The 25,980-nt window shown below is 44.1% G+C and carries 22 protein-coding genes; 11 read left to right on the forward strand and 11 right to left on the reverse strand.

All coding sequences use genetic code 11. The features are described 5' to 3' along the window. Positions 1–26: 26 nt before the first annotated feature. A complete protein-coding gene (locus BMW86_RS23680; protein WP_089784594.1) occupies positions 27–1,121 on the reverse strand; it encodes a tetratricopeptide repeat protein in 1,095 nt (364 codons plus the stop codon). Continuing rightward, positions 1,111–1,686, reverse strand: a complete 576-nt coding sequence (locus tag BMW86_RS23685; RefSeq protein WP_089784595.1) for a hypothetical protein — start codon at positions 1,684–1,686, stop codon at positions 1,111–1,113. Before BMW86_RS23685 ends, BMW86_RS23680 begins: the two co-directional genes overlap by 11 nt. Positions 1,687–1,767: 81 nt before the next feature. Between BMW86_RS23685 and BMW86_RS23690 the strand changes: the two genes are divergently transcribed. Further along, positions 1,768–2,529 (forward strand): C40 family peptidase, encoded by a 762-nt coding sequence (locus BMW86_RS23690; protein WP_089784597.1) that lies wholly within the window; start codon positions 1,768–1,770, stop codon positions 2,527–2,529. A gap of 45 nt (positions 2,530–2,574) precedes the next feature. Here BMW86_RS23690 and BMW86_RS23695 read toward each other — a convergent pair whose 3' ends face one another. From BMW86_RS23695 to purE, 4 genes are all read right to left on the reverse strand, one after another. Beyond that, the gene (locus BMW86_RS23695; protein ID WP_089784599.1) at positions 2,575–3,117 is read right to left on the reverse strand and encodes an inorganic diphosphatase; all 543 of its coding nucleotides are present in this window, start codon (positions 3,115–3,117) and stop codon (positions 2,575–2,577) included. Between the two features lie 165 nt (positions 3,118–3,282). Continuing rightward, positions 3,283–3,765 (reverse strand): DUF4878 domain-containing protein, encoded by a 483-nt coding sequence (locus tag BMW86_RS23700; RefSeq protein ID WP_089784601.1) that lies wholly within the window; start codon positions 3,763–3,765, stop codon positions 3,283–3,285. A gap of 194 nt (positions 3,766–3,959) precedes the next feature. Continuing rightward, positions 3,960–4,931, reverse strand: coding sequence for a PhoH family protein (locus BMW86_RS23705; RefSeq protein WP_089784603.1), 972 nt, complete (start codon positions 4,929–4,931; stop codon positions 3,960–3,962). A gap of 130 nt (positions 4,932–5,061) precedes the next feature. After that, entirely contained in the window at positions 5,062–5,517 is a 456-nt protein-coding gene (gene purE, locus BMW86_RS23710) for a 5-(carboxyamino)imidazole ribonucleotide mutase (protein ID WP_089784605.1), read from the reverse strand. A 204-nt stretch (positions 5,518–5,721) separates the two neighbouring features. On the opposite strand from purE, the gene BMW86_RS23715 reads away from it, so the two are divergent. Together BMW86_RS23715 and BMW86_RS23720 are read left to right on the forward strand one after the other, a co-directional pair. Next, positions 5,722–7,917, forward strand: a complete 2,196-nt coding sequence (locus tag BMW86_RS23715; protein WP_089784607.1) for a PAS domain-containing sensor histidine kinase — start codon at positions 5,722–5,724, stop codon at positions 7,915–7,917. Between the two features lie 8 nt (positions 7,918–7,925). Then, the gene (locus tag BMW86_RS23720) at positions 7,926–8,324 is read left to right on the forward strand and encodes a response regulator (RefSeq protein ID WP_089784609.1); all 399 of its coding nucleotides are present in this window, start codon (positions 7,926–7,928) and stop codon (positions 8,322–8,324) included. Here the strand turns inward: BMW86_RS23720 and rpe are convergent. From rpe to thrA, 5 genes are read right to left on the reverse strand one after another with little or no spacing between them, the layout of a single operon-like run. Next, positions 8,321–8,980 (reverse strand): ribulose-phosphate 3-epimerase, encoded by a 660-nt coding sequence (gene rpe / locus BMW86_RS23725; protein WP_089784611.1) that lies wholly within the window; start codon positions 8,978–8,980, stop codon positions 8,321–8,323. The genes BMW86_RS23720 and rpe overlap by 4 nt on opposite strands. Before the next feature lies 1 nt (position 8,981). Continuing rightward, the gene (locus BMW86_RS23730) at positions 8,982–9,995 is read right to left on the reverse strand and encodes a tetratricopeptide repeat protein (RefSeq protein WP_089784613.1); all 1,014 of its coding nucleotides are present in this window, start codon (positions 9,993–9,995) and stop codon (positions 8,982–8,984) included. Positions 9,996–10,041: 46 nt separating this feature from the next. Continuing rightward, positions 10,042–11,331, reverse strand: a complete 1,290-nt coding sequence (gene thrC / locus BMW86_RS23735) for a threonine synthase (RefSeq protein ID WP_089784616.1) — start codon at positions 11,329–11,331, stop codon at positions 10,042–10,044. A gap of 16 nt (positions 11,332–11,347) precedes the next feature. Then, entirely contained in the window at positions 11,348–12,274 is a 927-nt protein-coding gene (locus BMW86_RS23740; protein WP_089784618.1) for a homoserine kinase, read from the reverse strand. 16 nt (positions 12,275–12,290) lie between these two features. Then, entirely contained in the window at positions 12,291–14,738 is a 2,448-nt protein-coding gene (thrA, locus tag BMW86_RS23745) for a bifunctional aspartate kinase/homoserine dehydrogenase I (RefSeq protein WP_089784620.1), read from the reverse strand. A 765-nt stretch (positions 14,739–15,503) separates the two neighbouring features. Between thrA and BMW86_RS23750 the strand changes: the two genes are divergently transcribed. The 8 genes from BMW86_RS23750 (at position 15,504) to BMW86_RS23790 (ending at position 25,921) form a co-directional block, all read left to right on the forward strand. After that, the gene (locus BMW86_RS23750; RefSeq protein ID WP_089784622.1) at positions 15,504–16,661 is read left to right on the forward strand and encodes a homogentisate 1,2-dioxygenase; all 1,158 of its coding nucleotides are present in this window, start codon (positions 15,504–15,506) and stop codon (positions 16,659–16,661) included. 355 nt (positions 16,662–17,016) lie between these two features. Beyond that, a complete protein-coding gene (locus BMW86_RS23755; protein ID WP_089784624.1) occupies positions 17,017–18,009 on the forward strand; it encodes an aldo/keto reductase in 993 nt (330 codons plus the stop codon). Between the two features lie 293 nt (positions 18,010–18,302). Next, positions 18,303–19,439 (forward strand): 4-hydroxyphenylpyruvate dioxygenase, encoded by a 1,137-nt coding sequence (hppD, locus tag BMW86_RS23760; protein ID WP_089784625.1) that lies wholly within the window; start codon positions 18,303–18,305, stop codon positions 19,437–19,439. A gap of 386 nt (positions 19,440–19,825) precedes the next feature. Continuing rightward, positions 19,826–20,575 (forward strand): L,D-transpeptidase family protein, encoded by a 750-nt coding sequence (locus tag BMW86_RS23770; RefSeq protein WP_089784630.1) that lies wholly within the window; start codon positions 19,826–19,828, stop codon positions 20,573–20,575. 136 nt (positions 20,576–20,711) lie between these two features. Continuing rightward, positions 20,712–21,287: a gluconate 2-dehydrogenase subunit 3 family protein gene (locus BMW86_RS23775; RefSeq protein ID WP_089784632.1), complete on the forward strand. Its 576-nt coding sequence runs from the start codon at positions 20,712–20,714 to the stop codon at positions 21,285–21,287. A gap of 30 nt (positions 21,288–21,317) precedes the next feature. Further along, positions 21,318–23,015 carry a GMC oxidoreductase gene (locus tag BMW86_RS23780; protein WP_089784634.1) on the forward strand — a complete coding sequence of 566 codons (1,698 nt, stop codon included), beginning with the start codon at positions 21,318–21,320 and terminating at the stop codon, positions 23,013–23,015. Between the two features lie 3 nt (positions 23,016–23,018). Beyond that, complete coding sequence (locus tag BMW86_RS23785; protein WP_089784636.1) at positions 23,019–24,716, forward strand: GMC oxidoreductase; 1,698 nt, start codon at positions 23,019–23,021, stop codon at positions 24,714–24,716. Between the two features lie 239 nt (positions 24,717–24,955). Further along, a complete protein-coding gene (locus BMW86_RS23790) occupies positions 24,956–25,921 on the forward strand; it encodes a hypothetical protein (protein WP_143056675.1) in 966 nt (321 codons plus the stop codon). The last annotated feature ends 59 nt before the right edge of the window (positions 25,922–25,980 follow it).

Genomic DNA, 25,980 nt, shown 5'->3' on the forward strand with positions numbered 1-25,980 from the left:
CTTCTCTTTTATAAAAAAGTGTCTTATTACAGATTATCCAATGCAGCCTGTGCTTTATCTTTCATACTACCATTCATGCCTACCACTTCTTTGAACATACGGCGTGCTTTGCCTGTTTGTCCTTTGCTACGATAGCATACAGCCAGCTGGTAACGTGCTAATTCGCCATAACGGCTGCTGCTGGTAGAAAGGTGTTTATAGCGGGAAATAGCCTCATTCAGGTCGCCCTGCTGATGATAGACCATCGCTGCTTTATATAAAAACTCATCGGTATTATTTGTTTCTACAGGAGCAGTCACTTTTGTCACCGTTTTTTTATCATCAGTATCTTTAGCTGCTACCTTAGGCTCTTCCTTTTTTACAGGAGGAGGATCTTTTTTTACAGGAGGAGAATCTTTAGGTACAGCTACTTTTTTAGCATCTGAGTCGCTCTTTTTATCTTCAGGTGGTTTAACAGCCGGAGATGCTTTTTTAGCAACGGAATCTGTTTTCACTACCGGTTTTATAACAGGTGCCACTTTTACTTTCAGGGTATCCTTCACTTTCAGCGAATCCTTTTTAACCACTGGTTTTACTGCATTCTCTTTCACTACAACAGGTGGAGTGGGGACAGGAACAGGAACAGCAGTTACTGTATCCTGTTTTGCAGCACCAATCGGTTCTGTGCTGGAAGCCTGAATAGCTTTTACATCTGCCGCACTGGCCAGCGGCTTGGGCGACTGAATTTTGAACCTCTTTTCCTGTTGTACCAGGTAAATACCCCCGGCAGCCAGGGCAATAGCGGCCACTACCCAGAAATAGATCAACAGGCTTTCCTTTTTCTGTTCATTCCGCTGATAACGTTCAGCTTTCTGTACATGCGAAACCTGTTTGATACTGTTACGGATATATTGCTGAATGCTCACGGAAAGAGACTGGTATTTCTCTCTGTATTGAGGTTGCTGTAGTACATGTAAAGCCTCGTTACACAGATTGCAGTCGACCAGGTGTTGTTCCACCAGGTGTTTCTCCACATCAGTTAAACGGCCATCCAGATATCTGGGCAGCTGATCCCTGTTCAGGCAACGGATGTTGCTGAATACTTTTAATATCTTGTCGTTGTTTACTAAATTATTTGCCATCTGTTTGTGTCATCATTAAAGAAGCCATTTTCTGTTTCGCCCCCTGTAGTTTCAACCTAACCTGTTCAAGAGTATATTTTTTAGCAGCAGCCAGTTCAGCAAATGTTTTTTGCTCTATATAAAACTGCTGCAGGAAAAATTTCTCTTCTTGCTCCAGCTGTTTAAATACCTGTTGGATCTGGTTGGCAAGCTGTTGCTGTTCCAGCAGGTTATTACTGGCTTTTTCCACTTTATTTTCTACCTGCTGTACATTTCTTGACTCGCTGGAAGGAAAGAAGGGAATGTTCCTGTCTGCCTTATCATTCTGTGCCTTAACGGTATAATGCAGCCACTCATTGGCCTTGGGAATTGTTTGTGTTTTCAGGCTATTACTGAGGCGTTGTAAGATGGAAGTATACATTTCCTCTGGCGTGGTACCCGGACCCGTATTCAGATGAGGCATTGAGATCGCAACCAGCAGATGGCTGTATCTTTCCAGTAATACCCCTTCGGCTTCCTGATCCTTCAGTTTTCTTGCCCGGGAAATCAATTCTTTATCCGATAAATTAGTTAACTGCTGAAGCATAGTGTTACCTATATTTACATATAATAATCGAAAAGGTTCGATTATTCTCTCTGAATATATGATTTAATTTAGACAATTAATATGCCATATGCGATTACTGTTGTGCCAGTTATGCCATTGCGGGCTGAACCGGCACATAGAAGCGAAATGATCTCCCAGGTTTTATGGGGAGAAAATGTAGAAATCCTGCTTACGGGGTCAGACGGCTGGGTAAAGGTAAGGTGTCAGTGCGATAATTATGAAGGGTGGGCTACTTTTAATCATCTGGAAATCATTGAGGGTGATTTATTTCATGCACCTTATACGCATTATACAGCGGGATGGATCAATACAGTAGAACTGAACGGGAAGGCAATGCATGTACCTTATGGCTGCCTGGTAAAGCCTGTAACAATGTGGGGAAAGATCCCGGTACAATTTGAGGAAACATTGAAGAGTGTTGGTAATGGCGGAAAGGTGGATGAAAATGAGTTGCTGGACAGGGCATTTCTTTTCCTGAATACGGCTTATCTCTGGGGTGGAAAATCAGTATTTGGCGCTGATTGTTCCGGTTTTACGCAAACGGTATTTAAGACGTTGGGGATAACACTTTTGCGGGATGCTTATCAGCAGGCAACGCAGGGAGAAACAGTAGATTTTTTACAGGAAGTACATACAGGTGATCTGGCGTTCTTTGATAATGCAGACGGGCGTATCACGCATGTAGGTATTTTGATCAATGATCATGAGATCATACATGCATCGGGTAAAGTGCGGGTTGATTCTATTGATAATCAGGGTATTATTAATGTAGATACGGGGTTAAGAACACATAGTTTAAGGATCATCAAAAGATATTTTTAGCATAAAAAGGCCGGGATTGATATCAACCCCGGCCTTTTTATTTAATTATTTATTCCCGAACTTCTTATTATATCCATCGATGCTCTCCAGCACGATCCTTTCAGCAACTTCTTTGTTTTCGAATTCAGCAACTTCCACTTTCTTGTGTTCCAGCCTTTTGTATTCTTCAAAGAAGTGACGCATTTCTGCTGTGAAGTGAGGAGGTAATTCGCTGATATCATTGATATGGTTTACACTCATATCATTGGCAGCAACAGCGATGATTTTATCATCAGCTTCTCCGCCGTCGATCATTCTCATTACGCCAATCACTTTAGCATCCATGATACACATAGGAACTACGTCTACCTGGGAAAGTACGAGGATATCCAGCGGATCATCATCATCACAGTAGGTTTTTGGAATAAAACCATAGTTGGCAGGGTAGTATACAGATGAATACAGCACCCTGTCAAGTTTCAACAGACCACTTTCTTTATCCAGCTCATATTTGGCACGGCTACCTTTTGGTATTTCAATAATAGCATTTACTACCTTGGGTGCTTCTTTTCCTGGGCTGACGCTGTGCCAGGGATTATTCGTCGTCATCTTCTGTTTGTTTTGTTTATTATTATTTTGGTGCCAGGCCTTGTTATACGTTCATTACTTTAAAAAAAATAGATTGCCACAAAGTCGTTTTCATTTGACTGTGGCAACTGATTTACCTTAAGTAATGTGGAATTATAACGTTAGCTGGTGCGCGGCAAAAATATATTATTTTTCTGGTTGAGGCATTACCAAAGAATCCTGCTGTAAAATACTTTCGGATGAGTCTAATGGAGTTGCCGGAGGCATATAGTTTGGAATAATGCTTTCGAACGTCAGAGATATCTTCCACTGCCCGTTTTCTTTTACCAGTTGTAGTCTTTCCTTTTGTTTGGAAGAAGAATTCAGCACGGTAACGGTCGCTTTATCACCATTTTCCTCGGTTTCTATCACTTCTATCCCTGCTTTTTTGATCTTATTCCGTTCAGAATCGTTACGACGGGCATCAAAAAAGGAGTAGAGCTGTATTACCTGCTGCGATTCCTTTGTGGCGTAATCCCTGGCAAGGTCGAAATTCGACTCCTGTATAGCGTGCATAAAATTGAGCGCTACTTCCTGAGGGGCTGCATGTTTTTTGCAACCGCTCAATACAGTACCGAATAATAACGCCAGGTTAAGGATGCGCAGATAATTGGTCATGCAATTGTTCATTATAATACAATTAACAAAAATAGGCGGAATGTGGATAATTACAAAAAGCAGCTGTAGGAAGTTCCCGTAAATTCTCTGCGATTACACCTTAATTTGTTTCTTTACTGTAAACCGGTATAGGTTTATGAATACTTTAGCATTACAGTTTGGAGGGTGAACATACTACAAACACTGTTAATGAAGTGTTAATTGTACTAACGTTCTTCTTTTTCCTTTATTGCTGCATCTGCTGCATCATATGCCTTAATGATTGCTTTCACGAGGCGGTGTCTTACCACATCTTCTTCATCCAGTTCCAGGTAACCGATACCATTCACATTTTTTAGAATGCGGGTAGCTTTTACGAGGCCGGACTTGATATTCCTTGGTAAATCCACCTGTGTGAGGTCGCCTGTGATGATTGCTTTTGCGGATGGCCCTATACGTGTGAGGAACATCTTCATCTGCAGGTCGGTAGCATTCTGCGCTTCATCCAGGATAATAAAGGAATTATCCAGGGTACGTCCGCGCATATATGCCAGTGGTGCGATTTCGATCACCCTGTTCGTCATGAAATAGGTGAGCTTGTCGGCTGGTATCATATCGTCCAGTGCGTCGTATAACGGGCGCAGGTAAGGATCGATCTTTTCTTTCAGGTCTCCTGGCAGGAATCCGAGGTTTTCACCTGCTTCCACCGCCGGACGGGTTAAAATGATTTTACGTACAGCCTTGTTCTTTAACGCACGAACTGCCAGTGCCACAGCGGTATAGGTTTTACCTGTACCTGCGGGTCCGATGGCAAACACGATATCGTTCTTATCGCTGAGTGCCACCATATTCTTCTGGTTAGCAGTGCGGGCGCGAACATTGCGTCCGTTGGGGCCAAAAACGAGTATTTCGTTGGAATTGTTTTCTTTGAAGTTATCTACCTTTTCTTCATCTCCCAGAATCTGTTCAAAATAACCTTCGCTGAGGTTACCATTGCGTTCCAGGTAGGTGATGATCTGACCGATTTTTTCCTGGGCAACATTCACTTCTTCCTGTGCGCCTGACAGTTTGAGTTGTGTGCCACGGGAAAGTATTTTCAGCAGTGGGAATTTCTTTTTTAACAAGTCTAGCTTTCCGTTATTCACCCCAAAAAATTCTATGGGATTAACGCTATCTAAATTGATGATTGATTCTGTCAATTGCTATATGGATTTAAATGTTTGCGTGTTTAGGCTCTGCCAAAATGGAACTTCCTGAAGGAGTAAGTTATAGCTTTTTCTACAATCAGGAAGCTCCTGAATTTTGTAGCCTTTTCTCTACAAACAGTATTTATAGTTTATAGCCCTGTTGCTTGAAAGATTCCACTTTTGCAGCAATGGCAGGATTGCTGAGTGCAAGGATACGGGCTGCCAGTACGGCTGCGTTTCTTGCGCCAGCTTTACCAACTGCGAGTGTTCCTACTGGCAAACCGGCAGGCATCTGTACAATAGAATAAAGAGCATCTATACCTCCTGGTAAGCCACCTTCCAAAGGAACGCCTAATACAGGTAAAGAAGTATACGCAGATACTACTCCTGGTAAGGCAGCCGCCATACCTGCCGCGGCAATAACCACGCCAAAGCCTTTTTCCTGTGCTGTGATACACAGCTCTCTTACCTTGTCCGGATTACGATGGGCAGAAGCAACCACCATCTCACCTTCAATATTAAAATATTGTAAAAAATTCAGCGCTTCCTGCATTACCGGCTTGTCGCTTTCCGAACCCATTAGAATTAATACTTTCATTCCAGTTTATTTAATTTTTATTATCCCTTAAGGCCCAAAGATATTTATCCTTTCACACATGCAGAAAAAGGAAAATCCACATTGTTGAAAACTAACAAAATTAAGGGGTAAATCAATATAAATAGCTGAAATACGGGATAATAAGATATAGAATACTTCTTTTTAATAATATATTGAGTATTTTTAAGAGTTATTAGGAAAATTATGAATGAGGCCATTATAGGCAAAGCACTGGCTGCGCTTATACCGGCACTGTTACTGGACCAGCAGGGGAACCTGCTGTTTGCCAATGAGAGAGCTGCCGGGTTGGTGCAATTGGACGATGAGCATAAAGGGGGAGAGCATTACGATCAGATTATCGGTAAACGGACCCGTATCTATTGGGTTGAACTTTGTCACAAATTGCAGTCGGGGCTTCATGCCAGTGTAGAAATGCATTGTCTTACGGGTGAATGGATTGAATGGCAGCTAAGCGCTATTGAAAACGAGTATGTACTAACAGGTCATACTATCACATCCCGCCGCAGGCGGAATGATAAACAGATATTTGAAAATCTGCCGATCGGATTACAACAGTTTACTCCAGATGGTTATCACGTGGATATCAACCAGATCCAGCGGGAAATATGGGGAGATGACCATCCGATGTTTACAGAACCGGATTATAATATAGTAGAAGATCCTTATTATCTGCAGGCAGGATTGAGCCAGTTGTTCCGGGATGCTCTGCATACCCGTCAGCCTGTGAAGAATGAGATCCTGCTGAGATATAAAGAAAACCCAAGAGGAGACGTTACCCGCTTGCAACCTTATTATTACGAGGCTACCGTGTTTCCTGTTCAAAGCAGGGAAGCTGGTGTTACCGGCCTTTTCCTGATGCTGAACGAGATCACAGCACAGAAACTGGCAGCCATCAGCCTGGAAAAGAGCGAACGCCTGCTCGATAATATCGTGGAGAACCTGCCCATTGGTTATATGCAGTTTGATCACTACGGGTTTTTACGACGGGTAAATCAGACGCAGCGCCGCTTCCTGGGCCTTCGGGATGGCATGGAAGCTACCGCCTATAACATCATGAGCGATCCTTTCGCGACCATGTACCAGCTGGATGAACTGTTTGTGCAGGTGATGGAAGAAAACAGGGTACTGCGTTTAGAAAAACAGATAGATTTTTCACTGGAAGATACCTGGACTGACCAACAGAAAGAAGTATGGCTGGACATTACCATTTTTCCTTTACAGGATGCTGTTGATAAAAAACAGATTGTGGTAATGCTGGTGAATGATATCACCAATAAGAAACGGGAACGCCGTATCCGTACACAGTTGCAGCGGAACACGGCACAACTGCACCTGTTCTTTGATGCGGTGGATATGGGTTATGCCACCATAGAAAGAAACGGGCTGGTCACCTTTGTGAACAGTAAAGCGATGGAGATGGTGGGTGTAGATGTAAAACAAGGTAGTAACATCTTTATCACGTTACCGGAATTCTCTGCCAATACCCCCTTTGCTGTCCGTTTTTCAGAGGCGATGAAAAGTGAAGTATCAGAGACCTTTTACAGTTACTTTTCCCGCATGGACAAATGGTATGATTTCATGCTTACACCCATGCAGGATGGCGCTCTTTCCGTATTCATCCGGGATATTACAGAGAGCCGCAAGATGCAGAAGGACCTGTACAAAGCAAATAACCAGCTGAACCGCCTGAACCGTAACCTGGTAAATCAGAATCAGCAGCTGGAAGATTTCGCGCATATCACTTCTCATAACCTGCGTGCACCCATTGCAAACCTGAAAGCGTTAATGCAGATGTATGTGGCTACCAGTCTGCCCGGCGAGCAGGAGTTATACCTGGGTATGCTACAGGAAGTGATCCATAAAATTGATGAAACCCTGAACGACCTGGTAGATGTGGTGCAGATCAGGAAGAATGATGATGTGGAACGGGAGCCCTTGTATTTTGCGGAACGGCTGCAATCTGTAAAAGACGTGTTACTCGTTGATATTGAGGTGAGTGGCATTCAAATAACGACTAGTTTTGATAAGGCGCCTGTATTGGAGTTCCCACGGGTATACCTGGACAGTATCCTGCAAAACCTGATCACTAACGCGATCCGTTACAGAACGCTGGAACGTATACCGAGCCTGCATTTGAGTACCTGGAAAGAGAGCGGCCGCATCGTGCTTACCGCAGAAGATAACGGGGTAGGTATAGATATGGAGCGCTTTGGCAGTAAGCTCTTCGGATTCAGAAAGACCTTTCACAAGAACAAGGATGCGAAGGGAATAGGGTTATTTATAACAAAAACGCAGGTAGAAGCGATGGGTGGAAGTATCAGAGCTGAAAGTACTCCCGGCCGGGGAACCAAATTTATCATTACCTTTAAATCCGAATAAGTCCCTCTATGCAGTTGCTCAATTTGATCTTTATAGTAGATGACGACCCTATCCATCAACAAATCGCAAATATTATGATACGCCGGCAGGGTATCGGGGAGAACGTGAAGACTTTTTCGGATGCCCAGGATACGCTTGATTATTTGAAATTGCATCAGGATGAGCCAGCTCTTCTTCCGGACCTGATTCTATTGGACCTTAATATGCCTGTAATGGACGGATGGGAGTTTCTGAATGATTATGCGGGCTTTTATGAGCAGCTATCCAAGGAGATCGGAATTTTTGTACTTACTTCTTCTATTGATGATAAAGACAGGAAAAAGGTAGATAATTTCTCCTTTGTAAAAGGGTACCTTACCAAACCTTTGTCCAGCGAAATTATTACGAAACTGCAACAGTACAGTTAACTTTCTTTCAGTGCTTTAATGGTAGCAGCAGGATCTGCAGATGAAAATACCGTACTACCGGCCACCAATACATTCGCACCTGCATTGATAATATCCGTAGCATTATCCAGCGTTATTCCTCCATCCACTTCTATTAATGCATGTGCATTGTATGCCTTGATCATATCCCTTAGTTCACTGAGTTTTTTCAGTGTCTGCGGAATAAAATGCTGACCACCGAAACCAGGATTTACACTCATCACCAGTACTACATCAATATCGTTGATTACATTTTCCAGCAGATGTACAGGCGTGTGTGGATTCAGTGCCACACCAGCTTTCATACCCAGTCCTTTAATCTGCTGTATGTTGCGGTGCAGGTGTATGCAGGCTTCATAATGGACCGTTAAGATATCTGCACCTGCCTGTTTAAAAGCTTCTGCATATTTCTCGGGTTCTTCTATCATCAGGTGTACGTCGCACGTCTTTTTTGCGGCTTTTTTTATCTGGGCAATTACGGGAATACCATAACTGATATTAGGTACAAAACGACCATCCATTACATCCAGATGCAGCCAGTCGGCCTCACTACGGTTCAGCATATCCACTTCTTTTCCCAGCTCCAGGAAATTAGCTGCCAGCAGGGAAGGTGCTACGAGTGTGTTTCTTTTTTCCATTCTATTTATTTTTAAGACTGTCCAGTGCCGCTCTGGCTTCCGGGTACGATTTGCGGAAGGTGAGCGCTTTACTGTAATCATCAATAGCAGCTAATTTGCGGCCAAGTTTTTCGTGGCAGCGGGCACGGTAGTAATAAGCCTCTGCATCTGCGGGAGAAGCTTTGGCTGCCATATTAAAATAGCTGAATGCGGCAGACCATTGTTGCTGTCTGTAATATATTTTCCCCATGGAGAGGTAGAGGTCCTCATCATCAGGATCTATCACCACGCCTTTTTTATAAGCTGCTATGGCCTCTGCAAATTTACCATCCTTTTCATAATACTGACCGATGGCATATTGTGCATCTGCATTGGATGAATCGAGGCGGGAAGCCAGTTCATAATAATGAATGGCAGCCGGAAGATGTCTTTCCTGGAGCAGATCGCCCAGTTCCATTACGGCATCGTAATCACTTTGCATACCGGCTGCATCGATGGCAGTGGTAAGGTGTTTAATGGCAAGAGCGGTATCTTTCCTTTCTTCGGCAATGCGGGCTTTGAGGTAATAGGCTTTATCGTGTGTATCGTTAGAGGCAGCCAGTACGGAAGCCAGACTGTCTGCTTTTTTGTATTGTTTATTTTCTATCAGGGCAGTGGCCAGCCGGTATTCCAGGTAGGGATAATGAGGCGATGTTTTCAATGCTTTTTCGAAGTTGGCAACAGCCTGCGGATATTTTTCCACCAGAATGGCCGCTTCGCCTGCACCTGCCCAATAGTCTGTCACCTGTGGTTTCAGGTGGGCTGCTTTTTCGAAGTCTTTTTGTGCCAGTGCCGGGTCAGTATTGAATAATAATAATGCTCTGCGGAAGTGAAGATCAGCATCGTTTGGGAACATGCTCAGTGAATCCGTTAATGGTAGTACCATGGGTGCATACAGGGCCGAATCAGCGTCTGCCTTATCAGCATCCTGCTGTCCTGTGGAATTGGACTGACAAGAATAAAGGATAGGTATCAATAAAAGGGCGAGGTATTTCATACTACAATATTAAAGAATTAGCTGCAAGATAGCTTGCAGCTAATTACTAATTCTGCATCAGCCATGTTTTTAATGCATTGTAGTCGTTCGGCAGCAGTACTGCTTTCTTATCAAGGCTGTATAATGACTGTACACGCTCTGGTGTAACTATTTTTTCCTGAAGGGCCGCCGGGGCGGTATCAGCAAACTTTACAGGGTGAGCTGTTTCGAGGAAAACACCGGCCGTACTCTTTGTCTGAGACAGGTATTTTTGCAGGCCAAGGTAACCTACTGCACCATGAGGGTCCAGCATGTAATGTTCCTTTTCCCATACTTCTTCCATGGTAACGATAGTTTCCTTATCTGTAAAGCTGTAGGATGTTAATTTCTGTTGCAGCGCAGGCAGACTGTTGGCAAACAATTCCAGGATCCTGATAAAGTTGCTGGGATCTGCCACGTCCATGGCGTTGGAAAGGGTAGGAGTTGCCTGTCCGGGTTCATATTTACCCGAATGCATAAACCTTGGCACTGTATCATTGACGTTGGTACTGGCCACAAAATGTTGCACAGGGAGGCCCATGGCAGCAGCCATCATACCGGCACAGATATTACCGAAGTTACCGCTGGGTACAGAAAATACGATGTCCGATTTCAGTTGTTTGTACGCCAGCAGGTAATAGAACATCTGCGGCAGCCAGCGGGCTACATTGATAGAGTTGGCGCTGGTGAGCAGGCAGTGTGCCTGTAGTTCTGCATCCAGGAAAGCGGTTTTCACCATGCGCTGGCAATCATCGAAAGTGCCCTGAATTTCCAGGGCGGTGATGTTACCATTGAGGGTGGTGAGTTGTTTTTCCTGTAAGGTGCTTACTTTACCGGAAGGGTAGAGGATGACTACACGTACGCCGGGAACATTGTAGAAACCGTGTGCCACAGCGCCGCCGGTATCGCCGGAAGTGGCAACCAGTACGGTTACGGGGCGGCTGTCGTTCCTGCGGAAGTAACCCAGGCAGCCTGCCATGAAGCGGGCGCCTACGTCCTTAAATGCCAGGGTAGGGCCATGGAATAATTCCAGTGCGTAAATGTTGTCTTTTACCTTTTCCAAAGGGAAAGGAAAGCTGAGTGTATCTGCAATGATTTTGCGTAAGATCTCTTCGGGGATTTCTTCACCTACGAAAGGTTTGATAGCGGCGTAAGCGATATCAAGATCAGAATGTTCTTCTATCTTACTAAAGAACTCTTTTTCAAATGAAGGGATCTGTTCCGGGAAGTATAATCCTTTATCCGGTGCTAATCCCTGTACTACTGCATCTTCGAAAGTAACGACATGCTGTTTATTCTGTAAGCTGAAATATTTCATTGTCTTTAGACTTTTGTTACACTTTATCTATCCTGCATCCCCTGGTATTGATCTGAGATACATGGATCTTATAATCCACGCCCAGCGGAGCATACACCTTATCCATCATCTCTGCCACGTTACGTGCATTTGCTTCTCCTTTGCTCAGCATGAAAACGGAAGGGCCTGATCCGGAGATACCGCCACCCAGGGCACCGGCTTCCTTACATTTTACTTTCAGTTCATAAAAAGCCGGTATGAGGATAGCGCGTACCGGTTCTACGATCACATCTTCCAGGGAACGGCTGATGAGGTCATAATTTTCCTGGTAGAGACCTGCCACTAATGCACCTACGTTACCCCATTGACGGATGGCGTCTGTCATGAGTACTTTTTGTTTCAGTATCTCACGGGCATCGGAAGTTTTTACTTCTATCTGAGGATGGATGACGGTCACCCACAGGTCGGCGGGTGTATGCAGCCCTGTAATATCAAGTGGTTTGTAACTGCGTACCAGTGTGAAGCCGCCCATAATAGCCGGTGCCACGTTATCCGCATGCGCCGCGCCGCTGGCCAGCCGTTCGCCTTCCATGGCAAAACGTACCAGTTGTTTAGGCGTGAACGGGTTGTTCAGCAGGTAATTGGCGCCTGCTACGGCACCCGCAGAGCTGGCAGCACTGGAGCCGATACCACTGCCGGGAGGGATATTCTTGAAGAGTTCCAGTTCTATGCCTGTGTCTGGCTGGCCATACTTTTGTAACAAGGCCTGTATTGCCACACCGCAAACGTTCTGCGCCGGGTCTGTGGAAAGGTTGGCACCGTGTATCTTCGTGATGGTAACACCCGGAGTGGAGCTTAAGCGCATGATCATCTCATCGCCCGGAGCGTCCATTGCCAGTCCTATTACATCAAACCCACAGGCTACATTGGCAACGGTAGCAGGAGCAAATACTTTAATATCCATGTTGTAATTAGTTTAATTATCTCGCAGATCTGATCACGTCAGCAAATATACCGGAAGCTGTCACATCTGCACCGGCGCCTGCACCTTTTACGATCAGGGGCTGGTCTGCATAACGGTTCGTGGTATACAACACGATATTATCCTTGCCTTCTAAGTTAAAGAAAGGATGATCAGGAGCGATAGACTGTAATCCTACAGAGGCCTTTCCATTTTCATAACGGGCCACGAACTTCAGCTTTTTACCTTCGTCGTCAGCCTTCTGGCGTAAGTTAAGGAAATGGGCAGCATGTACGTCCAGTTGCTCATAGAAATCAGCAACAGATGGCGCGTTCAGGGCTTCTGCCGGCAGGAAGGAGTGGTTGGTGATTTCATCCAGTTCCATCACAGCGCCGCTTTCACGGGCAAGGATCAGTATTTTGCGCATTACGTCCACACCGCTGAGGTCTATACGTGGATCTGGTTCCGTGTATCCTTCATCCTGTGCAGCTTTCACCACCTGGCGGAAGTTAGCGCCATTCACGAAGTTGTTGAATACAAAGTTCAGGCTACCACTGAGGACCGCTTCAATACTGCGTACTTTATCACCACTGCGAATTAAATCGTTGAGTGTGTTGATCACCGGTAATCCGGCGCCTACATTGGTTTCGAACAGGAAGGAAGCGTTGAATTTACGCGCCAGTTCCTTCAGGTTCTTATAGTATGCATAGTCGGAAGAGCAGGCTATTTTATTGCATGTAACTACGGAGATACCATGTTGGAGGAATTCACTGTAGATAGCGGCTACTTCTTTACTGGCAGTATTATCAATGAACACGCTGTTACGCAGGTTCAGGGTTTTTATTTTCTGAGCGAAGGCTTTTAAGTCGGCCGGTTCTCCGTTTTCCAGTAAGGAACGCCATTCGGCCAGGTTGATAGACTCATGACCGAACACCATCTTTTTACTGTTGGCGATACCTGCCACACGTATGTGCAGTCCCAGTTCATTCATCAGGTAATTATGCTGCTGATTCAGTTGTTCCAGCAGTTTGCTACCTACATTTCCAGCACCGGCGATGAATACGTTCACCTGTTTGAGTGGTGTTTCGAAGAAGGCTTCGTGTATAACGTTGAGCGCTTTTTTAACATCTGCTTTATTAATCACTACAGAGATGTTCTTTTCTGTAGAACCCTGTGCGATAGCGCGTACGTTCACACCATTTCTACCTAAAGCACCAAAGAGTTTAGCGCTGGTACCGTGGTGATTTTTCATTTTATCACCTACTACCGCTACTATGCTCATATCTCTTTCTACTATCAGCGGTTCTATGCGTTTATCCTGTATTTCCTGTGCAAACTCACTGTCTACAGTCGTTTTGGCCTTCAGCATATCTGCTTCATGGATCCCTACGGTGATGGAGTGTTCAGAAGAACTCTGAGTGATAAGGATCACGTTTACGCGTTCCTGTAACAAAGCATCGAACAGGCGTTTGGAGAAACCGGGGATACCCACCATGCCACTACCTTCCAGGGTCAGCAGGGCTATCTTCTGGATACCGCTGATACCTGTTACGGGGAAGCTGCGGGTCTCACCATTGGGTGTATGGATAAGGGTACCGTAATCATCCGGAGCGAAGGTGTTCTTTATCCAGATGGGGATACGTTTATTCATCACTGGTTGTATGGTAGGAGGGTAGATTACTTTCGCACCGAAGTGGGAAAGTTCCATCGCTTCCGCATAGCTGATATGAGCGATAGGAATAGCCTGTGATACGAGGCGGGGGTCGGCGGTCATCATTCCGCTAACGTCTGTCCATATATCCAGCACTTCTGCATTGAGGGCAGCAGCCATGATGGCAGCAGTATAGTCGGAACCTCCGCGGCCCAGGGTGGTGGTTTCACCGTCTGCGCTGGCGGCTACGAAGCCGGGCAGTACGAAGTAATCGGCAGTTTCCTGCAGGAAGTATTGGTTAGCCTGATGATTTGTAGCGAGGAAGTTTACAGCGGCATTACCGAAGTGGCTGTCAGTAACGATCAGCTCGCGACTGTCTTTCCATACGGCTTTGAGGCCGTTTACTTTGAGTTTTTCGGCAAGCAGGTAAGAGGATACCAGTTCTCCGAAGCTCATGATCTTGTCCAGCGACCTGGCACTGAGTTCTCCCACCTGAAAGATCCCATCACAAAGGGTTTCGAGGGTGTTGAGTCTCTTTTTTACCTGGCTGATAAGGCCACTCTGTACGGTAATCGGGAAGAGGGTGCGGATGGTATCCAGGTGTTTATTTTCAATTTCCTGCAATACGCTTCTGTATTGTTCCTGTCCTTGTCCGGCAAGCTGTCCGCATTGGATCAGTTTATCGGTAATGCCACTCATAGCAGAAGCAACGATTGTAAAGCGCCCGTTTGGTTTTTTATGTTGTATGATATTGCAAACCTGTTCTATCGCCTGGGCGCTTCCCATGGAAGTTCCGCCAAATTTTAATACTTGCATTGTATAATGATATTAATACGTAAAGTTCCTATCCCTTTTACCGGTGGTACCACTAGGTGGTCGTTGGATGATATGTGAAATTAACCCCGTAACGGGGTAATTGTTGTTGTTGTAATAGTGCTGAAGCCTGTGCCGGAGAAGGCGCAGATTACAGATGAGAAGTATGTAGAAGAATGTAGCACTATTGTTGTATAATTTACTTTTCGCAAACAAAAATGCATGATTTCTTTTGAATTAACAAATGAATTGTCAAAGTTTTGAAATTATTTAAATTTAGATGCGGTTATTTGTGAAAAAATACGTGTACGGGGAGAATAGGGACAAATACCTGTAGATCACTGCTATAGGAGAACAGAGGCCGTTCAGAAGGTGGTAGTGGGTAGTGACTTGTTATTTGGCAGCTGTTATTGCTCATAAATACACTGGATCTGACTGTTTAGTTCTCTGATTTAGCTTTGGAATATGGGTTTAGGATTTGTTTTTCAATTTAACTTCACCTAATATTCACGTCAGATAAGGTGTATTTATGAGCAATAACAGCTGGCGCGAAGATTATGTAATTAAACTGAGTCGCTACCCGGAAGGTTACTACTAATTTACTTATATTTGTAATAACCACGTTACATCATGCCGTATTTCCGGAACTTCACATATTACATAGATAAGCGCAAATGGAAATATTGTTTCCTGCTTGCCGCCCTGCAGAAAGGGGTATAGAAATCCTGTAGCCACTCTCTGTTATATTCCATACATCAAAACATAGTCATGCCTCACTATCATAAGCTGGGAAAGATCCCGCATAAACGTCATACGCAATTCCGTAAACCGGATGGTACGTTATATTCCGAACAGTTATTTTCTACTGAAGGCTTTTCTTCCAATTCAACCTTATTATATCATTGTCATCCGCCTACTGAAATTGTAAAAGTGGACGAGCCTTATCATGTAGCGCCTAAAGTGGCGGAAGAGAAGATGCTGAAACACCGTAGCTTCCAGGGTTTTAACATCAAACCGGAGAATGATTTCCTGGAAAGCAGGAAGGCGGTACTGGTGAATAATGATTGCCATATTGTACTGGCTGCACCACGTGAAAGTATGACCGACTACTTTTACAAAAATGCAGATGCTGATGAGATGATCTTCATACATGAAGGAGCAGGCGTATTACGCACACAATACGGAGAACTGACTTTCGGATATGGAGATTACCTGGTGATACCAAGGGGTACTATTTATCAGATCAGCTTTAATGGTACTGATAACCGCTTATTCATCCTGGAATCTTTTAGTCCTATCCGTTACCCTAAACGTTATCTCAGCCATTTCGGACAATTACTCGAACATGCTCCTTATTGTGAAAGGGATATTCGTCAGCCGGAGAACCTGGAAACAATTGATGAAGCAGGAGATTTTTTAATAAGGATTAAAAAGAAAGGGGTGATGTATCCCATTCACTACGCACATCACCCTTTTGATGTGATCGGCTGGGATGGCTGTGAATACCCTTTTGCATTTTCTATTCATGATTTTGAACCGATAACAGGACGTGTGCATCAGCCACCGCCGGTACATCAGACTTTCGAAGGCAGTAATTATGTGGTTTGTTCTTTCTGCCCCAGGATGTTTGATTATCATCCGCAGTCTATTCCTGCACCATATAATCACAGCAATATAGACAGTGATGAAGTATTGTATTATGTAGATGGAGATTTTATGAGCCGCAAACATGTTACGAGAGGGATGATCACTTTACATCCCGGTGGTATCCCGCATGGGCCTCATCCTGGCGCTGTGGAGAGGAGTATAGGCGCGAAGGAGACGAAGGAATTAGCAGTAATGGTAGATACTTTCCATCCTTTACAGATTACAGAAGAAGCATTGGGAATTGAGGACGGACATTATGTAATGAGCTGGGCTGAATAAAATCCCTGGAGAGCCTGGAATTACTATGCGACGAGGCTAAAAATGATACGTGAACAGTATGATACACCTTCACAGATTATAATAAGACCCTATGTAAAGTAGAATTGAACAGGTATTGATAAGGTTCATCCTACGTTCATCCTACGTTCGCAACGTAGGATGAACGTAGGATGAACCTTATCAATACCTGTTCAATCCCTTTTCTTAACAATACTTCTTAGAATCTGAGTACCTGTTAATGTGTCTTATCGACCACTTGCATCGTGCCACTACATCTCCAGCTATCCAAATTGCTAGTATGTGCAACCGTTAATTATTCGATACTTTTGCCCCTTATTTTAAAATCAGCACAATTATGGAATACAGGCAACTGGGAGAAAGCGAACTGAAGGTATCTGCTATTACATTTGGCGCATGGGCCATTGGCGGATGGATGTGGGGAGGAACAGAGCGTAAAGACGCTGTAGAGGCTATCCGGGCTTCTATTGCAGAAGGAGTTACTTCTATTGATACGGCTCCTATATATGGCATGGGATTAAGTGAAGAACTGACCGGAGAAGCCCTGGTAGGCTTAGACCGCAGTAAAGTACAAATCCTGACCAAGTTCGGTATGCGCTGGGACCTTGAAAAGGGGAACCTGGCCTTTAAAAGCAAGGACAACGATGGTAAAGACATCAATATCCATAAATATGCAGGCAAAGAAAGTGTGATCCTGGAATGTGAGAACAGCCTGAAACGACTGGGAACAGATTACATAGACCTCTACCAGATCCACTGGAATGATGAAACAACCCCTATAGAAGAAACCTTTGAGGCCGTATTACGCCTGAAAGAACAGGGTAAAATCCTGGAAGCAGGGGTATGTAACTATAATGTGGAGCAGATGAAAAGGGCGGATAGTGTGATGAAACTGGCTTCCAACCAGGTGCCTTTCTCTATGGTAGAAAGGGGGATCGAAAGCGAACTCGTACCTTATTGCATTGAAAATAACAAAGGCATCCTGGCATACAGTCCTTTACAGAGAGGTATTCTGAGCGGTAAGATCAAACCAGGGCATCATTTTGGAGAAGGTGACCATCGTCCTGCCACTAAATTCTATCAGCCGGAGAACCTGAACCGCATTAATGCTTTCCTGGATGAAATCCGGCCTGTAGCTGAAAGCAAGGGTGTTACCCTGGCACAGCTGGTGATCCGCTGGACAATCGACCGTGACGGTATTACAGTAGCCCTGGTAGGCGCCCGTAATGCAGAACAGGCTATACAGAATGCAAGGGCTATCAATATAAAACTGGGTTCTGAAGAAATCAGGTATATCAATGACAGGCTGTACAAGCTGGAACTTATATAATTCGTATAGAACAGGGAATAGAACCGGGGCTAATCACCCCGGTTTTTTTATTTGGTTATTGCTAACCGAATTGCTAATATTGCAATAGCAACTATTTAATGCTCATACTACACACATATCATACTAAATCAAACCAGCTCCAGAGCGAATACTATTTCCTCATGGCAACGCTGGCAATGGATTCGACCCTCGCCTAATCTTTTACTACTACATCATCTTACTATAATCGCTTTTTAACTCGATGCCGCGTGCATTGTAAATTACGGTCATACACCAAAACTTTCTAAAATCTTATGCATACAGTTACAGATACTGCCACTACAGCAGCACGCGCAAATGCGCAGGACTTTTTACCATTAAATGGTACAGATTACGTTGAGTTTTATGTGGGTAATGCCAAACAGGCTGCTCATTTTTATAAAACGGCATTTGGTTTTCAGTCTGCCGCTTATGCTGGTCCTGAAACAGGCGTAAAAGACAAAGTTTCCTATGTAGTTACACAGAATAAATTACGTTTTGTATTTACCACACCATTAGTGCAGGATAGTGATATTGCAAAGCATATCCAGGCACATGGAGATGCCGTAAAAGTACTGGCGTTATGGGTGGATGATGCCCGTTCTGCTTTTGAAGAAACGGTGAAAAGAGGGGCTACTCCTTTCATGGAACCGGTTACTGAAAAAGATGAACATGGCACTGTGGTACGCAGTGGTATTCACACCTATGGAGATACCGTTCACATCTTTGTAGAACGTAAGAATTATGATGGCCCTTTCCTGCCTGGTTTTAGGCCATGGAAAACCGCATACAACCCTGCTGATACCGGGTTACAGTATGTAGATCATTGCGTGGGTAATGTGGGTTGGAATGAGATGAATATATGGGTGGATTTCTACGAAAAAGTAATGGGTTTCCGCAACTTATTATCTTTTGATGATAATGATATTTCTACTGAATATTCTGCCCTGATGAGCAAGGTGATGAGTAATGGGAACGGTCGTGTGAAATTCCCTATTAACGAACCTGCAGAAGGCAAGAAAAAATCTCAGATAGAAGAATACCTCGATTTTTATGGTGGCCCGGGCGTACAGCATGTGGCTATCGCCACCAATAACATTATCCAGACGGTTACCGAGCTGCAGAAAAGGGGCGTAGAGTTCCTGACAGTACCGGAGTCTTATTACGCCACATTGCTGGAAAGAGTAGGTGAAATAGATGAAGATCTGCAGCCATTAAGAGAACTGGGTATACTGGTAGACCGCGACGATGAGGGATACCTGTTACAGATATTTACCAAACCGGTACAGGACCGTCCTACTGTATTTTTTGAGATCATTCAGCGCAAAGGTGCCCAGTCGTTCGGCAAGGGTAACTTCAAAGCATTGTTTGAGTCGATAGAAAGAGAGCAGGCATTGAGAGGCAACCTGTAAGATCCGCCATTTTAGTTTTTGAGAAGGCTGTTCCATTCCGGAACGGCCTTTTTTGCGTGTATCGCACATTCAGGGTATTGCGATTGTCGAAAAAATTAAAATAATTTGCATAATAGATCGTTGTTTATGAGAGTACAAACTTTACTGGGTGTTTTATTTCTTTTAGGGGGGATTTTTCAGTGTATAACTGCTGTATTGATCTTCCAGGGAGAGAAGCACTACATATTACGTTTTGCAAATCGTAAGGTTGGAATGGTAATATATGCTATTTTTGCCATATTATTGTTCTATCTTGCATACAGGACTTTTACTATGCAGCCGTCTCAAAGTGTTCCTGTAAGGACAGAACACAGTTAGTGAACTTGTAAAATTGTGTTAAATTATCTATGAAGCAGGTCGTTTTAGCAGTGATGATGTTGTTAGGGTTTGGTAAACTACAGGCCCAGCAATCATTTCTGGATAATCAGAAGATGTTTCCCAAAGTAGTATATGCTTACAGGGATAAAGAAGAGCAGTTAAAGAAGGAGTTTGAGAAGAAAGGATTGGTATATCCTGCCAAATACATTTTTCTTCGCTCTTTTAAACTGGACAGTGAGCTGGAAATCTGGGTGAAGAATAATGCCACAGACACTTTCAGGTTATTTAAGTCGTACCGGGTATGTACGCTTTCAGGTAAAATGGGCCCTAAGCGTAAAGAGGGAGATATGCAGGTACCGGAAGGGTTTTATTATATCAATGATTTCAATCCTAACAGTAACTATCATCTTTCTCTTGGTATCAACTATCCCAACTTCTCAGATAAGGTGTTAAGTGATCCTAAAAAGCCGGGTAAGGAGATTTACATTCACGGTAGCTGCCTCACCATTGGCTGTATTCCGCTTACAGACGAATTCATAGATGAAGTGTATATCCTGGCTGTAAATGCCAAGAATGCCGGGCAGGATTTCATCCCCGTGCATGTATTCCCTATTAAGTTCGGCAACATGCGTTCTATGGACTATCTGGGTAGTGTAACCCTTACGGACAGTACTTCCCAGCGTTTCTGGGTAGACCTGAAAGGAGCGTATGATTATTTCGAAAGACATCACCGTTTGCCGGTAGTAATGGTAGACAGCAAGGGCAAGTATATTATGTAATTCATTACAGATAAATTGTTTAACGGAAGGGACTGGTTTTATGCCAGTCCCTTTCTTTTTTGCCGTTTAATTAATTTTTCTATGAAAAGTCGTTTTTTTTTCGAACCTTGAGTTAAGGTCAAATAATTTTATCGTTATGAACAGAAGACATGCCATCAGGAATGTGGCCCTGTTACTAGGGACTGCCATATCCGCTTCCACATTATCCGCCCTGGAAGGTTGTAACCCAAAGGCTCCGGAGAATTACGCCCTCAAGGCGCCTGAAACCAAGAGCTTATTAGCAGAAATCGCGGAAACTATCATACCGAAAACAGATACTCCCGGTGCCAAAGAGGCAAAGGTCGAAGATTTTATTGTTACGATGCTGAACGATTGCTACAAGACCAGTGATCAGCAGATAGTGCTGGATGGTATGAAGAAGATCGATGCAGCCAGTGAAAAACAGTATAAGAAGCCTTTTGTAGATATCACTGCAGAACAGAAGACCGCGTTACTGACTGAAATAGATAAGGAACGTGTAGCTTATAACAAGCGGGATAACAAAAAAGAAGGTGATCCAACCCATTACTTCCAGGTATTGAAAGAGCTGACATTATTAGGCTATTTCACATCTGAACCAGGTGCTACCAAAGCACTGCGTTATGTTGCCGTACCAGGCAAATTTGAAGGCTGTATCCCTTACAAGAAAGGGGATAAGGCATGGGCGATATAATTAGTTCGTAACAACAAATAAAGTAATTCCATGAATCTGAATATGAAAGCTCAGGAGCAAAATACGTACGATGTAATCGTGATAGGCTCCGGTGTAAGCGGTGGCTGGGCAGCCAAAGAATTTACTGAAAAAGGTCTGAAAGTATTGATGCTGGACCGAGGTAAACCATTAGAACACGTAAAGGATTATGATACGGCTACCAAAGATCCATGGGAGTTTAAACATGCTGGTCGTATTACGGTAGAACAAAGGGAAACACATCCTAAATTAAGCCGCGATTATCCATACAGCGAGCATAATGAAAAGTTCTGGATCAATGATTCTACAAGTCCATATAATGAAGTAAAACGTTTCGACTGGTATCGTCCTGATATCGTGGGTGGTAAATCCATTATGTGGGGTCGGCAGTCGTACCGTTGGAGCGATATCGATTTTGAAGGCAACCTGAAAGATGGGATTGCGGTTGACTGGCCTATCCGGTACAAAGACCTGGCACCCTGGTATGATTATGTAGAGCGCTTCGCAGGTATCAGCGGACAGGCAGAAGGATTGCCACAATTGCCAGATGGCCAGTTTATGCCAGCGATGGAAATGAACTGTGTGGAGAAAGACGTGAAGAAACGCATAGAAGATCAATATAAGGGCCGTATCATGACGATGGGCCGTGTGGCTAACATCACACAGCCATTACCTGGCCGTACCAATTGTCAGTACCGTAACCTGTGTAGCCGTGGTTGTCCTTTCGGAGCATACTTCAGCACACAGTCGTCTACGTTACCGGCAGCAGTAGCTACAGGTAATCTTACTTTACGTCCGGACAGTATTGTGAATTCTGTTATCTACGATGAGCAGAAAGGCAAGGCTACCGGTGTGAAAGTAATCGATAAACACACCAAGCAGATGACCGAATTCTATGCAAAGATCATCTTTGTGAACGGGTCTACGCTGGGAACTACTTTCGTACTGCTGAACTCTATCTCTCACCGTTTCCCGAATGGATTAGGTAATGATAGCGGAGTGCTGGGAAAATACCTGATGGACCATCACTTCCGTACAGGCGCTTCCGGTAAGGCAGTAGGTTTTGATGATAAGTATTTCTCCGGCCGCAGGGCAAATGGCATCTATATTCCCCGTTACCGTAATATCGGCAGCGACAAACGTGATTACATCCGTGGTTTTGGTTACCAGGGAGGTGCGAGCCGTGGCAGCTGGGCACGTGGTATTGCTGAAATGGGAGTAGGTAAAGATTTCAAGGATATGCTGACAGAACCGGGCGACTGGAGTATGGGACTGGGAGGTTTTGGAGAGTGTTTACCTTATGAGGATAATAAAGTAACGCTGGATACTTCTGTAAAAGATGATTGGGGACAGCCGGTATTGAAGTTTGACGCAGAGTTCAAGGAAAATGAGAAGAAGATGCGTGTGGATATGATGAACGATGCAGCAGAAATGCTGGAAGCAGCAGGTCTGAAGGATGTAAAGACATATGACAATGGTTCTTATCCCGGTATGGCTATCCATGAAATGGGTACTGCACGTATGGGCCGCGATCCTAAAACATCTATGCTTAACTCCTGGAACCAGTTGCATGCAGTGAAGAATGTATTTGTAACAGATGGCGCCAGTATGACGTCAGCAGCTTGTGTGAATCCATCTCTTACCTACATGGCCATGACAGCAAGAGCAGTAGATTATGCTGTGAAAGAAATGAAGAAAGGAAATATTTAAGATATGAATCTCAACATCAGAGCAGAGAAGGAGAATACCTATGATGCCATTGTTGTAGGCTCAGGGATCAGCGGAGGATGGGCAGCGAAGGAGCTGTGTGAAAAAGGGTTGAAAACGCTGGTACTGGAAAGAGGCCGCAACGTGGAGCATGTGAAAGATTACACCACCGCCATGATGGCGCCCTGGGAGTTTCCGCACCGTTTGAATCATACATCGGAAATGAGGGAGAACCATCCTATTCAGAGCCAGTGTTATGCATTCGATGAAGCAACACAACAGTTTTGGGTAAACGATAAGGAGAATCCTTATAACCAGGTGAAACCATTCAACTGGCTGCGGGGATACCATGTAGGGGGCCGTTCACTGATGTGGGGAAGGCAGGTGTACCGCTGGAGTGATGTAGACTTTACAGCTAATGCAAAGGATGGTCATGGTGTTGACTGGCCTATCCGTTATAAGGATATAGAGCCATGGTACGACTATGTTGAATCGTATATAGGTATTAGTGGTCAGGCAGAAGGTTTGCCGCAGTTGCCAGACGGGAAGTTCCTGAAAGCGATGGAAATGAACTGTCTGGAGAAACATGTGGCAGCACGTATTAAAGAGCAATATCAGGACCGTATCGTTACTATTGGTCGTGTAGCGCATGTGACTGAAAAGCATCACGATCGTGGTCCTTGTCAGTTCCGTAACCTGTGTGCCAGAGGATGTCCTTTTACCGGTTATTTCAGCAGTAACGGGGTTACTTTACCCGCTGCGGCCAAAACGGGTAATCTTACATTACGTCCGGATTCTATTGTGCTGGAAGTGATTTATGATGAGTTGAAAGGCAAAGCCAAGGGTGTACGTATCATGGACGCACATACGCTGGAAACAACGGAATATTACGCCAATATCATCTTCTTAAATGCTTCTACTATCGGCACTACTGCGGTGTTGTTAAACTCTGTATCCAGCCGCTTCCCTAACGGGTTCGGTAACGATAGCGGAGAAGTAGGGCATAACCTGATGGACCATCACTTTGGTGTAGGTGCGGGCGGAGATTTCGATGGTTTCCAGGATGAGTATTACAACAGCGGGCGTCGTCCTAATGGTATATACATTCCACGCTTCCGGAATATCAGTGAAGCTACTAAACGTAGCGACTATGTGCGTGGGTTTGGTTATCAGGGTGGAGCGGATCGTAGCCGTGGTACCAGCTTTGATGGCATTGGTATTACATTGAAAGAAGTGCAGACAGAACCTGGTATGTGGACCATGGGCGTTGGTGCCTGGGGAGAACATCTGCCTTATCACGAGAACAAAGTAACGCTTAACAAAGACAAGAAAGATAAGTATGGCCTGCCTACCCTGGACATCGACTGTTCATTCAAGGAGAATGAGCTGGCAATGCGTAAGGATATGCTGGAAAGCGCGAAAGAGATGCTGGAAGCTGCCGGTATCAAAAACGTGAATACTTATGATAGTATGCCGCCTCCGGGCCATTGTATCCATGAAATGGGAACAGCAAGAATGGGACGTGATCCCAGGACATCTGTCCTTAATGAATGGAACCAGGTGCATGCTGCAAAGAATGTGTTTATTACGGATGGGTCCTGCATGGCATCTTCTGCCTGTCAGAATCCTTCTATCACTTATATGGCTTTAACAGCAAGGGCGGTGGATCATGCGGTGAAAGAGCTGAAGAAAGGGAATGTGTAAGTGAATACATGAATTTTAAAAAAGCTACAGGAGATTTCTTCTGTAGCTTTTTTTATTGCGTAGATAGATTGCGCAGTAGGTTTGTATCATTGTGTTATGATATTATTATCTACACGAAAGTGTTATTATCGATCTGGAGAAGTATAAATACATTTGCTGCTTATTAAGTTATCCCTACTATAGCTGCTAACCAAAGTTAATAGCATTGTTCCTTTTTCAATTATTCATCTATATAATCTATGCGAGTTAAGAAGATTTTATTGTCATTGTTATCTGTATTCTTTTTTGCTAATACAGTGTTTTCCCAGGTTACCGGTACCATTACAGTTCAGGGAGATCCTACCAAATTTTATCCCGTTTCATTTTATGATGGGGGATGGGATAGTAATGTGGCTACAACACTGGAAATCGGACGGTCTGTTATTCACAAAAATGCTGCTAATACTGACTGGTGGGGTTCAATCATTGCCAAGGTAAGGTTTCACACCACTAACTGGGGGCATGGTTCCAATTTTATTGATGTGGATCTCCGGGAGAAATTCGGCACTCCTAATATAGCATTGATTGCAGGATGGATGGATGTAACAACTTTAAATGCGGACCATAAAATATTGATCTGGCTGCGTGGATTAACGCCGTATTATTATAAGGCAGATTATGCAGTGACCCCGGTTGTATATGATGGTGTTGCAAATGCGGTTACTTACCAAGAGACCAATGGAGGTACATACACATTTAAAACAGGACCGGATGCTTCCGTAAACCAGTATGGTATGAATTATCAGGGTACTGCTTATTTTACAGACATCAGTAATACTAGTTTTTTTGCTGGTAATGTAGGTATTGGTACAAGGGGTACCGGGACCAGCAAACTGGCAGTTGAAGGTACTATCGCTGCAAGAAAGGTAAAAGTAACGATGGCGGCACCCTGGCCTGACTTTGTCTTTGATTCATCTTATCAGTTACCTGCTTTAAAAGAAGTGGAGAATTATGTAGCTGTTAATAAGCATTTACCGGATGTACCATCTGCTGCTGAAATACAGAAGGATGGACAGGATCTGGGAGAAATGAACAGGGTATTGTTGCATAAAGTAGAAGAGCAAACTTTATACCTCATTGATCTTAAAAAGGAGAGTGAGAAACAGCAGGTTTTAATTGATCAGTTGATGAAGATGGTGCAGCAATTACAGAATGAGAAGAAGTAATATAGATAAAAGGCCGCAGGTGGTATCTGCGGCCGCTCTTTATTTCTTCAATCATCTAA

This window comes from Chitinophaga sp. YR573 (genome assembly GCF_900110995.1).
In the GTDB taxonomy this organism is placed as follows: Bacteria; Bacteroidota; Bacteroidia; order Chitinophagales; family Chitinophagaceae; genus Chitinophaga.

Excerpts from the sequence above, each read along its gene's own strand:
- BMW86_RS23770 (WP_089784630.1), top strand. The coding sequence starts at position 19,826 with ATGAAGCAGGTCGTTTTAGCAGTGATGATGTTGTTAGGGTTTGGTAAA.
- BMW86_RS23775 (WP_089784632.1), top strand. The coding sequence starts at position 20,712 with ATGAACAGAAGACATGCCATCAGGAATGTGGCCCTGTTACTAGGGACT.
- BMW86_RS23690 (WP_089784597.1), top strand. The coding sequence starts at position 1,768 with ATGCCATATGCGATTACTGTTGTGCCAGTTATGCCATTGCGGGCTGAA.
- hppD (WP_089784625.1), top strand. The coding sequence starts at position 18,303 with ATGCATACAGTTACAGATACTGCCACTACAGCAGCACGCGCAAATGCG.
- BMW86_RS23730 (WP_089784613.1), bottom strand. The coding sequence starts at position 9,995 with ATGAAATACCTCGCCCTTTTATTGATACCTATCCTTTATTCTTGTCAG.
- purE (WP_089784605.1), bottom strand. The coding sequence starts at position 5,517 with ATGAAAGTATTAATTCTAATGGGTTCGGAAAGCGACAAGCCGGTAATG.
- BMW86_RS23790 (WP_143056675.1), top strand. The coding sequence starts at position 24,956 with ATGCGAGTTAAGAAGATTTTATTGTCATTGTTATCTGTATTCTTTTTT.
- rpe (WP_089784611.1), bottom strand. The coding sequence starts at position 8,980 with ATGGAAAAAAGAAACACACTCGTAGCACCTTCCCTGCTGGCAGCTAAT.
- BMW86_RS23695 (WP_089784599.1), bottom strand. The coding sequence starts at position 3,117 with ATGACGACGAATAATCCCTGGCACAGCGTCAGCCCAGGAAAAGAAGCA.
- BMW86_RS23755 (WP_089784624.1), top strand. The coding sequence starts at position 17,017 with ATGGAATACAGGCAACTGGGAGAAAGCGAACTGAAGGTATCTGCTATT.
- BMW86_RS23750 (WP_089784622.1), top strand. The coding sequence starts at position 15,504 with ATGCCTCACTATCATAAGCTGGGAAAGATCCCGCATAAACGTCATACG.
- BMW86_RS23785 (WP_089784636.1), top strand. The coding sequence starts at position 23,019 with ATGAATCTCAACATCAGAGCAGAGAAGGAGAATACCTATGATGCCATT.
- BMW86_RS23715 (WP_089784607.1), top strand. The coding sequence starts at position 5,722 with ATGAATGAGGCCATTATAGGCAAAGCACTGGCTGCGCTTATACCGGCA.
- BMW86_RS23740 (WP_089784618.1), bottom strand. The coding sequence starts at position 12,274 with ATGGATATTAAAGTATTTGCTCCTGCTACCGTTGCCAATGTAGCCTGT.
- thrA (WP_089784620.1), bottom strand. The coding sequence starts at position 14,738 with ATGCAAGTATTAAAATTTGGCGGAACTTCCATGGGAAGCGCCCAGGCG.
- BMW86_RS23680 (WP_089784594.1), bottom strand. The coding sequence starts at position 1,121 with ATGGCAAATAATTTAGTAAACAACGACAAGATATTAAAAGTATTCAGC.
- BMW86_RS23700 (WP_089784601.1), bottom strand. The coding sequence starts at position 3,765 with ATGAACAATTGCATGACCAATTATCTGCGCATCCTTAACCTGGCGTTA.
- thrC (WP_089784616.1), bottom strand. The coding sequence starts at position 11,331 with ATGAAATATTTCAGCTTACAGAATAAACAGCATGTCGTTACTTTCGAA.
- BMW86_RS23685 (WP_089784595.1), bottom strand. The coding sequence starts at position 1,686 with ATGCTTCAGCAGTTAACTAATTTATCGGATAAAGAATTGATTTCCCGG.
- BMW86_RS23720 (WP_089784609.1), top strand. The coding sequence starts at position 7,926 with ATGCAGTTGCTCAATTTGATCTTTATAGTAGATGACGACCCTATCCAT.
- BMW86_RS23780 (WP_089784634.1), top strand. The coding sequence starts at position 21,318 with ATGAATCTGAATATGAAAGCTCAGGAGCAAAATACGTACGATGTAATC.